Genomic DNA, 12420 nt, shown 5'->3' with positions numbered 1-12420 from the left:
CATCATTACTTTTACAAAATATATTGTCGAAACTTGTTGTTTTTTATTATATGGGGTATTTTAAAAAAAAGCAACAGTTTTATTGTTTCTGACAAAAAACATACGGAGCAAACAACTCTCCCTATAATGCTCCTCGTAACTCTTGTAACTCTTCATCGGTAAGATAGCGCCACTTTCCAACCTCAAGCTCACCTAATTTTATATTCATAATTCGAACGCGCTTTAGTTTTGTTACTGTATAACCAAAAGCACGGCTCATTCTCCGAATTTGTCGATTCATTCCTTGTGTTAAAACGATGCGAAATGTAGAGTCATCTACTCGCGTTACTTTACAAGGCTTTGTCATTCCATCTTTAATTTTCACACCGCAACTCATGCCATGAATAAACCCATCCGTAAACGACTTATCAACAGTTACGACATATTCTTTCTCATGTCCATGATCTCCATGTAAAATTTGATTGGCAATCTTCCCATCGTTTGTTAGTAAAATTAATCCTTCTGATGCTTTATCTAAACGGCCAACTGGAAAGATTCTTTCGGGATAGTTGATATAAGCAATAATATTCCCTTCGATATGTTTCGCAGCTGTGCAAGTGATGCCAACTGGTTTATGGAAAGCTATATATACTTTTTCTTTTTCTTCTTTTTCAATAACTTTCCCATCAACCGTGACAACATCATCGGGTTTTACAAGTACACCATGCGTACAAACTTTATCATTCATTGCAACGCGCCCAGCTTTAATAAGACGATCTGTTTCTCGCCTTGAACAAGAGAGGGCTTCACTTATAAATTGATTAATTTTCATTGTCTATTCCTTTTTCTTATAGATTGTCCAAAAAGAAAAAGCATCAATCTCAAAGCATAGTATGATGCCGAGATTGACACTTCTTTACTTTGCAAAAACCATTAAATAAATAACCCCAATCACCAAAAATATGCCGCAACATGCTAACAATACTTTTGCAAGTTTGTCCATAAACATAACGGTTTACCCCTTTATTTGGCTTTTTGCTATTTTAATTCGACAACTGTAACGCCAAGGCCTCCCTCGCCCATATCACCGTAGCGGAAACTTTTCACACCGCGATGGTTCTTCAAGTAGTCTTGTACACCTTGTCGAAGCGCTCCTGTTCCTTTACCGTGAATGATTGATACACGTGGATAGTTAGCGAGCTGTGCATCATCTAAGTACTTTTCAACACGCATCATCGCATTTTCAAAACGTTCACCGCGAAGATCCAGTTCTAAAGAAACATGGTAGTCCCGTCCTTTTACTGTTGCAACTGCTTTTTTCTCAAGCTGCTTTGGTGTATTAATATATTCCATATCAGATTCTTTTACTTTCATCTTCAGAATCCCAATTTGAACGTTCCACTCACTATCACTTACTTTTTTTAGAAGTTGACCTTTTTGGCCAAACGTTAATACTTTTACTTCATCGCCTGGTCTTAACTGTTGTTTTGGCGCTGTATTTTTCACTTTTACTTTTTGCTTTTTCACAAGCTCAGGCGCTGCCCCTTCTAGGCGACTTTTCGCTTCAATCAATTCATGATCTTTCACATTGGCAAGCTGCGCTTTACGCAATTGACGAAGTTCACGAATAATCGCTTCTGCTTCTTTCTTCGCAGCTTCGACCTTTTCTTCCCCTTCTTTTTGCGCTTTTAATAATCGTTCATCACGTTCTTCGTTAAATTCAATAATTTGACGTTGCAATTCGCGATGAAGCTTTTCAGACTGCTTACGAAGCTCTTCTGCTTCTTTCCAATCACGTTCTGCATTCTTTTGGCTTTCTTCTAATTTCGCAATCATATTTTCAATCTTATTTGTATCTGTACTAATATGATTGCGAGCACGATTAATTACGCGTTCAGATAATCCAAGGCGCTTCGAAATTTCAAAAGCATTACTACGTCCTGGTACACCAATTAATAATTTGTAAGTTGGACTCAATGTATTCACATCAAATTCCACACTTGCGTTAATCACTTGATTACGATTATATCCATATGCTTTCAATTCTGGATAGTGCGTTGTTGCAACAACGCGTGCACCGCGATTATGTACTTCATCTAAGATAGAAATGGCAAGAGCTGCCCCTTCTTGCGGGTCTGTTCCAGCACCTAATTCATCAAATAGCACTAAGCTTTCAAAGTCAGCTTTCTCTAAAATATCGACAATATTAACCATATGGGAAGAGAATGTACTTAAACTTTGTTCAATGGATTGCTCGTCACCGATATCAGCAAAAATATTTTTAAATACGCATATTTCCGATTCCTCTTGTACGGGAATATGAAGACCAGACTGTGCCATTAATACGCATATTCCAACCGTCTTTAACGTAACGGTTTTCCCCCCTGTGTTCGGACCTGTAATGACAATTGTTGTAAAGTCTTTACCAAGCACAATATCGTTTGGCACAATCACTTTTGGATCGATAAGCGGATGACGTGCTTGGCGTAACTCCATATAACGCTCATTATTGACAATCGGTTTTGTCGCTTTCATTCGTTTCGCATACAAAGCTTTCGCAAAGATAAAATCAAGATTCGCAATCACTTCGACATTTGCTAGTACGATATCAGCTTCTGCTGCTACTTCTTCCGTAAGCATCATTAAAATACGTTCTACTTCTTGTTTCTCTTTCACACGTGCTTCTTGCAGGGCGTTATTCAGTTCCACGATGACTTGCGGTTCAATAAATAACGTTTGTCCTGATGCAGATTGGTCATGAACAATGCCACCATATACGCCACGATATTCCTGCTTAACCGGAATTACATAGCGATCGTTACGAATCGTTACAATGGCATCTGATAACATCTTTTGCGCATTTGAAGAGCGCGTCATATTTTCGAGCTTCTCACGAATGCGACTTTCCGCTGTACGAATTTGATTGCGAATACCACGCAATTTATCGCTGGCGCTATCGAGTACTTCGCCGCCATCTCCAATACAGCCTGTAATTTTCTTTTCTAAATCATATAAAGAGACAATTTGCGCAACATGAGTTTCTAAAATCGGAAGCTGAGCGCCATTATCAACTATATCTTCAATGAATCGTTTCATTTGACGGCTGCCATACATCGTACTTGCGATATCCAGTAATTCATGCGGGCTCAGCATACTTCCTATTTTTGCACGCTTTACATTCGATCGAATGTCAAAAATCCCGCCGAGTGGTGCATGTCCTTTTAAACGGATCACTTTCGCCGCCTCATCAGTTGTATCTTGCATTTCCACAATTTCTTCAAAATCTGTGCTTGGCATAAGGCGCTTTACTTTATCTCGGCCAAGCGAAGAAGCTGTATGCTCAAGTAACTGTTCTTTTACTTTGTCATATTCTAATACACGCAACGTTCGTTCTAACATAAGTTGCCTGTCCCCCTTGTGTTACTTATTACGTTTAATAAAATCTAATAAACGTTCAATATCCCATGTGTTAATCACAGTATCTTTTTGAATCCAACCTTTGCGCGCTACCGCTACACCTGTTTCCATATCCTCTAACATCTCAAGTGTATGAGCATCTGTATTAATTGCGATTTTCACACCAGCATCTTGTGCCTGTTTTAATAATTTCGCACTTAAATCTAGACGGTTCGGATTTGCATTTAATTCTAAAACAGTATTTGTTTCTTTTGCGAGCTCAATTAATAAATCTGTATCTACATCATAGCCCTCACGGCGTCCAAGAAGACGTCCTGTTGGATGAGCAATCATTGTTACATGCTTATTTTCAATTGCGGTGCGCAAACGTTTCATAATTGTTTCACGATCTTGTGAGAAACTGGAATGAATCGCACCAATTACATAATCAAGCTCCGCTAATACCTCATCATCAAAATCTAATGTCGCATCTGGCAGTATGTCCATTTCAATCCCACGTAAAATTGTGATATCTGGGTATTTCGCATTGATGCGCTCAATTTCTTTTGCTTGTTCACGAAGTCGCTCTTTCGTTAAGCCATTCGCTACTTTCAAATATTGAGAGTGATCCGTAATTGCCATAAATTTATACCCACGCGCGCGGCATGCTTGTACCATCTCTTCAATGGAAAAAGCACCATCACTCCATGTTGTATGCATATGGAGATCACCTTGTATATCAGAGAACTGAATTAAGTTTGGATATTCCTTAATGAGTTCAATCTCTTTTCCATCCTCGCGCACTTCTGGCGGAATAAACGGAAGGTTGAAATGAGCAAAAAACTCTTCTTCTGTTTCGAATGTTTTCACTTCACCTGTCTCCAAATTTTCCACACCATACTCACTGATCTTTTCACCGTTATCTTTTGCAATCTGACGCATTCTTACGTTATGATCTTTTGAACCTGTAAAATGATGAAGCGTTGTAATAAATTCCTCAGGTTTCACAAGGCGAAAATCAATTGAAATATCATATTCATATTGCAGGCGAACAGATACTTTTGTATCACCGCTTGCAATCACTTCAATCATATTATCAAATTGCAGCAAATGTTCACGTACTGCTGCTGGTTCTGTCGTTGCAATAATGAAGTCTAAATCTTTCACAGTCTCCCGAACGCGGCGCAAACTACCCGCGCGCGAAAAACGAATGACTTCTGCAATGTTCGACAATTTTTCTTCTATTTCCCCGGCAATAGGAAGTACCATTGCAATCGGTAAACGTTCAGGACGAGAACCAGCTTGCGCAATTGCTTCTAATATTTTCTCTTCCGTCTTCTTCCCAAACCCAGCAAGCTCCTGTACTTTCTTTTCTTCACAAGCTTGCTTTAATGTTTCCATGTCAACAACGCCCAGTTCTTTGTAAAGTTTCGCCACTTTCTTACCACCGAGTCCTGGAAGTTTTAATAATGGCAATAAGCTACTAGGCACTTCTTTTTCAAGCTCCTGCAATACTTCGGACGTTCCAGCTTCCATATATTCTTGAATAACTGCTGCAGTTCCTTTTCCGATGCCTGGAATCTTTGTGAAATCTTCAATTTCAGAAAGGCTGCGATCATCACTTTCTAATGCTGCTGCCGCTTTACGAAATGCGGATATTTTAAATGGATTCTCGCCTTTTAATTCCATAAAAAGGGCGATTGTTTCTAATAATTTAATCACTTGTTTTTTATTTACTTTCATACGTTCCCCGCCTTTCCTTCATAGAAAAAAACTTCTCTTTCCGAAAAAGAGAAGTTATACTCTGCTACCTGTCTGCCATAGTTCCTTCACCTTTTCAGAAAGAATCGGTGTATCGTCTACAATTATTTTGCTAATTGATGATTTTTGTAATGGTGTTTGCACTTGTTCAATCGGAAGAATCGTGCCAATAATAATTAAAACAAACAAAATAATGTATACTTCTAAAAAACCAAGAATTGCTCCAGCAAATGCATTAATTTGCTTTAACACTGGTATTTCCGCAAACATATTTAACAAATTACCAAGTAAGGAAAGTGCAATCTTTGTAACAATGAACAGTATAATAAACGCAATTGCTTGATAAAATACTGCCTCAATATTGTTTGCATCAATCCATTCTGGAACGGATACATTTTTATCAAACGGATACGGAATCATTTTCGCCAACGCTGGCGCTAAATCTTTACAGTACCAGTATGCAACAAGGTATGCGATAATAAAGCTTGTTAACTTTACAAGTTGTAGAATAAATCCTCTTCTTAAACCGAGGAAAAATCCCATAACAAGCAATAAAATGATAATGATATCAATCATGTTATTCCATTCCTTTTTGTCTCATACTTTCTTTCAGTTTTTCATGTTCTTCTTTTAATTTTATGTAATCGTGTATGACGTTTACCGCCGTCAATACCGCTAGTCTACTCGTATCAAGCGAAGGATTCTTGGCATTGAGTTCGCGCATTTTATCATCCACAATCGCTGCTACCATGCGGATATGACTTGTACTTTCATCGCCAACAACTGAGTACTGTTGACCATAGATTTCTACATTAATTCGACTTTTCTTTCCCTTTTGTTGTGACAACTCACCGGCCTCCAATCACGTACAGAATCCTAAAGTTTATCATACCATGAACTTTCCCAATATGGAAACAGAAAGAATAATCCGATATGATAAAAATAACACTATTGAAAAAGGAGCGACCATTTTGTCAAATTCTATCGTATTACAAACAAGTTCTACAGTCATTGAAGAGATGAAAAACCAATACAAACAAGCAATCAGTCCAACAGTTCCGCAAGGCGGTATCTTTATCGCGAAAGTACCATCTTGTACAATTACTGCTTATAAATCAGGAAAAGTTATGTTTCAAGGTGGACGTGCTATGGAAGAAGCAGCACGCTGGAAAAATCTTGTCCAATTACCAGCATCTCCTGCAAAAAAAACAGTACACGCACATCGATTCGCTCCGCCCGCTTTAATTGGAACAATGTCGATTATTGGTTCTGATGAAGTAGGTACTGGAGATTATTTTGGACCAATGACAGTTGTTGCTGCATATGTAGATGCAAAACAAATTCCACTTTTAAAAGAACTTGGTGTAAAAGATTCTAAAAACTTAAATGATGCTCAAATTACTGCCATTGCAAAACAACTTCTTACCGTCATTCCTTATAGCTCTCTCGTGCTTCATAATGAAAAATATAACGAGCTATTTGATAAAGGAAACAACCAGGGCAAACTAAAAGCTTTACTGCATAATAAAGCGATTATCAACTTATTAGCGAAAATTGCACCGACAAAACCAGACGGTATCTTAATCGATCAATTCACACAACCTGATACATACTATAAATATTTAGCAAACCAAAAACAGGTACAGCGTGACAATGTTTATTTTGCTACCAAAGGCGAAAGTATACATTTAGCTGTTGCAGCGGCATCTATTCTAGCTCGTTATTCATTCGTAAAACAATTTGATGAACTCAGTAAAAAAGCAGGTATGCAACTTCCAAAAGGTGCAGGCAAACAAGTGGATATTGCTGCCGCTAAACTCATTCAAAAATTAGGAAAAGAGCGTCTTCCTGAATTTGTGAAGCTTCACTTTGCTAATACAGAAAAAGCGTTTCGTTTATTGAAAAAATAGCTATATTTTAGTATCGACAATATGTAAACGAACTAAACAAAGAGAAAAGAAGTCTTATTTCTTTTCTCTTTTATTTTTTGTTATAATTAGAATATACAGAAATACCCACAACTTTAAACTCATATATAAAGGGTGATTTCATTGCTATTTTTACAAATAATTTTAAACATTTTGATAGGAAATCCATACGAAAAACAATTAAAGATTCGTGAGAACATACGATTACTAAATGAACACCCCGAGTTCAATTCAATATTGGAACGATATGGAAGATCTGTTTTACTAAAATTCCGAGTGAGAAAACATATTAGTAAATATGATGCCCAAACATTGATTCATAACCCAATACAACTTAAAAAATTTTGCAATGAGCTTGAAGATATTATTAAAAAATAACATCTTGATAACAACTAAGGAAAGACAGCAACGATAAAAAACTATTCAGTTTAAATGGATATTTTGAATAAAAAGGAGCCATGTGAAATGACTCATACGAAAGTAAAAAAATCACTATACATACTCGTCCATTTTATCAGTCCTCTTACTTACTTTATTATTTCCCTTATCTGAGGCATCCTTTTCACTTCTAAACCTCTTACGGAAAATATAACAGATAGTCTATGCATTATGGCGATATATTGCTTGTTCGTTAGCTTATTATGGTTTTTCTATTTTGAACACTTAGACAAAGACATAGATAAAATGATAAAAGAAATAAAAATAAAAACATATAAAAGGAGTCATTCGAACGAATGACTCCTTTTATATGTTAACTTCGCTTCTGTTTCTTATTTGATGAAGGTACTTTATAAGCACCTGTTTCATGCGTCGTTGTTCCTTGCCCTTCTACTTCTGGAGAACCTAAAACTGCTCGTGAAGGATCTTTTTTCACCTTTTTACTCATTCCTATTCACCCCTTCACGTTACTTTTTGCTTTTCAATAAAAATCTATACGAAAAAGCGAGAGGGCCTTCCTCTCGCTTTTTTCATATTTTAAAACTCCGCAGAACCTGGCGTTCTTGGGAATGGAATTACGTCACGGATATTCCCCATACCAGTGATGTACATTAAGAAACGTTCAAAGCCTAGACCGAATCCAGCGTGTTTTGTACCGCCGTATTTTCTAAGTTCTAAGTACCACCAGTAGTCTTCTTCTTTCATGCCTAATTCTTTGATTCTGTCTACTAAAACATCCATTCTTTCTTCACGTTGACTTCCGCCGATTAATTCGCCGATGCCAGGAACAAGAAGATCAGTAGCAGCTACTGTTTTACCATCATCGTTCATACGCATGTAGAATGCTTTAATATCTTTTGGATAGTCTGTTACGAATACAGGACGTTTAAAGACTTGTTCTGATAAATATCTTTCATGCTCTGTTTGTAAATCAATGCCCCATTCTACTGGGTATTTGAAGTCAGCACCTGATTCTTGAAGTACCTTAATTGCTTCTGTGTATGTGATGCGACCAAAGTCAGAGTTAATGACATTGTTCATGCGCTCAAGAACTGTTTTATCAACAAATTTGTTGAAGAATTCCATTTCTTCTGGTGCATGCTCTAACACGTATTTCATTGCATATTTTAGCATATCTTCTGTAAGATCCATTACATCTTCCAGTTCAGCAAATGCAATTTCCGGCTCCACCATCCAGAACTCAGCTGCATGACGAGTTGTGTTTGAGTTTTCCGCACGGAATGTAGGTCCGAATGTATATACATCACGGAACGCTAATGCATAAGCTTCAGCAGGAAGTTGACCACTTACTGTTAAGTTTGTTTCTCTACCGAAGAAGTCTTTCGAATCGTCTACTTGTCCATCTTCTCCTTTTGGTAGGTTGTTCATGTCATGTGTTGTTACGCGGAACATTTCACCTGCACCTTCTGTATCGCTACCAGTAATAATTGGTGTATGAACATGGACAAAGCCGCGCTCCTGGAAGAACTTATGAATCGCGTAAGCTGCGATAGAACGCACACGGAACGTTGCAGAGAATGCATTTGTTCTTGGACGTAAGTGAGCGATTGTACGTAAGTATTCAAACGTATGGCGTTTCTTTTGAAGTGGGTAATCAGAATCTGATAAGCCTTCAATTTCGATTTTTTCTGCTTTAATTTCAAATGGTTGTTTTGCAGTAGGTGTTGCAATGAACTTCCCTTCTACTCTAATAGAGGAGCTAAGCGGTAATTTTGTAATTTCCTTAAAGTTATCTAATTCTGTATCAAAAACGATTTGTACACTTTTAAAGAAGCTACCATCATTTAATTCGATAAAGCCAAATACTTTTGAATCACGTAAGTTACGAATCCAACCAGATACTTGCACTTTTTGATCTACATATTTATCTGTTTCTCTGTACAGACTTTTTACTAATGTGTTTTCCATAGTGAATGTCTCCTTTACGAATATTTAAATACAAAAAAACCTTTCATCCATAAAGGGACGAAAGGTTAAACTTCGCGGTACCACCCAATTTGTCATAAAGACCAACTTTCATTCGTATGTAATCCATACTTTCCAATTTGTAACAGGTCGGACTCCCGTCTAAGTCTACTCTTGAACAGTAACATTCAATTTCGGTTAGCAACTCCAAGGTGTTCTTCATATATACCGCCTCACCAGGCTCTCACCGTCCCTGATTCGCTATGGATTATAGTATATACTACTTTTCCTTATCATCGTCTTTCATTTTGTTAAACTAAAATTAATGTACTACATTCGCGGGAAAGATGCAAGACGTCAGAAAATATATCAGCTATTTTTCTATTGTTGATTCGATATAGAAAAATAGCTGCCCAACATCATTCATATAAGGTAAAATTTTAATCAGCGGGGAGCTTCATCCCCATTGATGATGAGCTCTCACCAACCCGGCTGTTACTGCCCTAAAATAGCGAGATAAAAAAATTGCCGGATTGATTCCGGCAATTTTTTTATTATTTACGTAACTCCGCACCAAATCTCTCTTCTACCACTGCTAATACACGGTTATGTGCTTCTGTTACTTCTTCGTCTGTTAATGTGCGTTCTGGATCAAAGTAATTCATAGAGAATGCAAGTGATTTCTTACCTTCTTCCATTTTTTCACCTTCGTATAGATCAAACAACGTTACTTCTTTTAGAAGTTCTCCGCCCGCTTCTGCAATAACTTTCTTCATTTCACCAGCTTTTACATCTTTTGCTACAACAACAGCCATATCACGTGTCATAGATGGAAAACGTGGAATTGTTGAGTAATACGTTTCTTCTACCTCTGCACTAAATAGTTTTACAAGAGAGAGTTCGAATACAAATGTATCTTTTACATCTAATTGTTTTTGTGCTTCTGGATGCAATTGACCGATAAAACCAATTACTTCGCCATGTAATAAGATATCAGCTGTACGACCTGGATGCATACCTTCACGTTTGGCTGGTGTATATGTGATATGATTTGTAACGCCAAGTACGTCAAATAATCCTTCTAATACTCCTTTTACAACAAAGAAGTCAACCACTTTCTTTTCACCTTGCCATGCATGATGAAGAGCAAGACCTGTCATAACACCCGCAAGATGCTGTTCTTCTTTTGGAAGCTCTCCTTCTGCTGTCGGTAAAAAGATAGAACCTACTTCATATAAAGCAACGCTATCATTTTTACGAGCAAGGTTGTAAGAAACTGCTTCTAACAATTGTGGTACTAAACTTAAACGAAGCTGACTACGCTCTTCACTCATTGGAAGTGCCAAGTTCACAGGAGTTTTTTCATTTGGTTCAACGATATATTGTTTCGCTTGATCCGCACTTGTTAATGAGTACGTAATTGCTTCGTATAAGCCAGCCCCTTCTAGGAAGCGGCGCACTTTACGACGTTTTGTTTGTGCTTCTGTTAACTGCCCACGTGTCATTGTACCTTTTGGAAGTGTTACTGGAATATGATCGTATCCATACAGACGTCCCACTTCTTCCACTAAGTCTTCTGCAATTGTAATGTCAGGACGACGAGACGGTACATTTATATGGAATGCTCCTTCTACTTCTGTGAATGGAAACTTTAAGTTTGTGAAAATTGTCCCCATTTCACTTGCAGTAATGTCTGTACCTAATACACGGTTGACTTTTTCTACTGTAATTGATACTGTATGTTCTTTTACTTGTAGGTTATCAACTTCTACTACACCTTCTAACGCTTCACCACCAGCGTATTTCACCATTAGAGCAGCGGCATGTTGAATCGCTTCAAACGTGCGTGTTGGGTCAATTCCTTTTTCAAAACGTGCACTTGATTCACTGCGAAGACCTAAATCTTTTGATGCACGGCGCACTGTTTGACTTGTAAAGTATGCAGCTTCAATTAGAACGTTGACTGTACCATTGGTAACTTCAGAATTTGCCCCGCCCATTACACCTGCAATACCTACTGCTTCGTTTCCATTTGTAATCACAAGGTGATGTGCTTGTAATGTACGTTCTTGATCGTCTAATGTTTGAATCTTCTCGCCCTCTTTTGCAAGACGAACAACGATTTGTTTTGAACCTAATTTATCATAATCAAATGCATGTAATGGTTGACCATATTCCATTAAAATGTAGTTTGTAATATCAACTACATTGCTAATCGGACGAATGCCAGCTGCCATAAGACGTGTTTGCATCCACATTGGCGACGGACCAATCTTTACATTTTTCACCATTTTTGCAATGTATAATGGATTCTCTTCTTTTGCTTCTACACTCACAGCAATATAATCCGATGTTTTTTCTGCTGACTCTTGTAAATCAATAGCTGGAAGTTTTACTTCGCGACCGTAAATAGCAGCTACTTCATAAGCAACACCTAACATATTTAAGCAATCCGCACGGTTTGGTGTTAAACCAAGTTCAAGAACTTCATCGTGTAAGTTTAGAATTTCAAGTGCATCCGCCCCCACTTCAACGTCACTTGGGAAGATGAAAATACCATCTGCATAATCCTTTGCAACTAGTTTCGCATCAATGCCAAGCTCTTGTAGAGAACAAACCATACCATGAGACGCTTCACCACGTAATTTTGCTTTTTTAATTTTGAAGTTACCAGGAAGAACAGCGCCAACTTTCGCAACTGGTACTTTTAATCCTTTTGCAATGTTAGGAGCACCGCAAATAATTTGTACGGGCTCTTCTTCACCGATATCGATTAAACATTTACTCAATTTATCAGCTTCTGGGTGTTTTTCACATTCTAATACGTGACCGACTACAACACCTTTTACACCTTTATTTAGTACTTCAACGCCTTCTACTTCAATACCACTTTTCGTGATTTTGTCTGCTAACTCTTGTGCTGTTACATCTTTAATATCTACATACTCTTGTAACCAACGATATGATACGAACATACTTATCCTCTCCTTCC

Annotated in this window: 9 protein-coding genes, 1 pseudogene and 2 other annotated features (1 of these 12 running past the window's edge); of the genes and pseudogenes, 2 read left to right on the top strand and 8 right to left on the bottom strand. The window is 37.6% G+C overall.

From position 1 onward, the window contains the following. Positions 1–15: a binding site (T-box leader), on the bottom strand (it extends 235 nt beyond the left edge of the window). A gap of 106 nt (positions 16–121) precedes the next feature. From MR059_RS03300 to zapA, 5 genes are all read right to left on the bottom strand, one after another. Further along, a complete protein-coding gene (locus tag MR059_RS03300) occupies positions 122–811 on the bottom strand; it encodes a 23S rRNA pseudouridine(2604) synthase RluF (RefSeq protein WP_012095696.1) in 690 nt (229 codons plus the stop codon). Between the two features lie 206 nt (positions 812–1017). Further along, positions 1018–3378, bottom strand: coding sequence for an endonuclease MutS2 (locus tag MR059_RS03295; RefSeq protein WP_012095698.1), 2361 nt, complete (start codon positions 3376–3378; stop codon positions 1018–1020). A gap of 21 nt (positions 3379–3399) precedes the next feature. Continuing rightward, positions 3400–5118, bottom strand: a complete 1719-nt coding sequence (polX, locus tag MR059_RS03290) for a DNA polymerase/3'-5' exonuclease PolX (protein WP_012095699.1) — start codon at positions 5116–5118, stop codon at positions 3400–3402. 54 nt (positions 5119–5172) lie between these two features. Beyond that, positions 5173–5712, bottom strand: a complete 540-nt coding sequence (locus tag MR059_RS03285; protein ID WP_012095700.1) for a CvpA family protein — start codon at positions 5710–5712, stop codon at positions 5173–5175. A 1-nt stretch (position 5713) separates the two neighbouring features. Further along, positions 5714–5983, bottom strand: coding sequence for a cell division protein ZapA (gene zapA / locus MR059_RS03280; RefSeq protein WP_041810059.1), 270 nt, complete (start codon positions 5981–5983; stop codon positions 5714–5716). A 124-nt stretch (positions 5984–6107) separates the two neighbouring features. On the opposite strand from zapA, the gene rnhC reads away from it, so the two are divergent. Together rnhC and MR059_RS03265 are read left to right on the top strand one after the other, a co-directional pair. Beyond that, positions 6108–7046, top strand: coding sequence for a ribonuclease HIII (rnhC, locus tag MR059_RS03275; protein WP_041810062.1), 939 nt, complete (start codon positions 6108–6110; stop codon positions 7044–7046). 483 nt (positions 7047–7529) lie between these two features. Further along, positions 7530–7802 (top strand): annotated as a pseudogene (locus MR059_RS03265) (hypothetical protein). A 13-nt stretch (positions 7803–7815) separates the two neighbouring features. Here MR059_RS03265 and MR059_RS03260 read toward each other — a convergent pair. From MR059_RS03260 to pheT, 3 genes are all read right to left on the bottom strand, one after another. Further along, entirely contained in the window at positions 7816–7950 is a 135-nt protein-coding gene (locus MR059_RS03260; protein WP_012095704.1) for a YuzL family protein, read from the bottom strand. An 89-nt stretch (positions 7951–8039) separates the two neighbouring features. Then, positions 8040–9431 carry an asparagine--tRNA ligase gene (gene asnS, locus MR059_RS03255; RefSeq protein ID WP_012095705.1) on the bottom strand — a complete coding sequence of 464 codons (1392 nt, stop codon included), beginning with the start codon at positions 9429–9431 and terminating at the stop codon, positions 8040–8042. A 50-nt stretch (positions 9432–9481) separates the two neighbouring features. After that, positions 9482–9734: a binding site (T-box leader), on the bottom strand. Positions 9735–9982: 248 nt separating this feature from the next. Continuing rightward, the gene (gene pheT, locus MR059_RS03250; RefSeq protein ID WP_012095706.1) at positions 9983–12403 is read right to left on the bottom strand and encodes a phenylalanine--tRNA ligase subunit beta; all 2421 of its coding nucleotides are present in this window, start codon (positions 12401–12403) and stop codon (positions 9983–9985) included. Positions 12404–12420: the final 17 nt, after the last annotated feature.

This window comes from Bacillus cereus group sp. BfR-BA-01522 (genome assembly GCF_022662635.1).
GTDB classification, from domain to species: domain Bacteria; phylum Bacillota; class Bacilli; order Bacillales; family Bacillaceae_G; genus Bacillus_A; species Bacillus_A cytotoxicus.
The sequence above is the reverse complement of the archived record's forward strand: the minus strand, read 5'-3'. Positions and strand labels throughout refer to the sequence as shown.

Coding starts and splice junctions, on each gene's coding strand:
- MR059_RS03300 (WP_012095696.1), bottom strand. CDS start 811: ATGAAAATTAATCAATTTATAAGTGAAGCCCTCTCTTGTTCAAGGCGA.
- MR059_RS03295 (WP_012095698.1), bottom strand. CDS start 3,378: ATGTTAGAACGAACGTTGCGTGTATTAGAATATGACAAAGTAAAAGAA.
- polX (WP_012095699.1), bottom strand. CDS start 5,118: ATGAAAGTAAATAAAAAACAAGTGATTAAATTATTAGAAACAATCGCC.
- MR059_RS03285 (WP_012095700.1), bottom strand. CDS start 5,712: ATGATTGATATCATTATCATTTTATTGCTTGTTATGGGATTTTTCCTC.
- MR059_RS03260 (WP_012095704.1), bottom strand. CDS start 7,950: ATGAGTAAAAAGGTGAAAAAAGATCCTTCACGAGCAGTTTTAGGTTCT.
- asnS (WP_012095705.1), bottom strand. CDS start 9,431: ATGGAAAACACATTAGTAAAAAGTCTGTACAGAGAAACAGATAAATAT.
- pheT (WP_012095706.1), bottom strand. CDS start 12,403: ATGTTCGTATCATATCGTTGGTTACAAGAGTATGTAGATATTAAAGAT.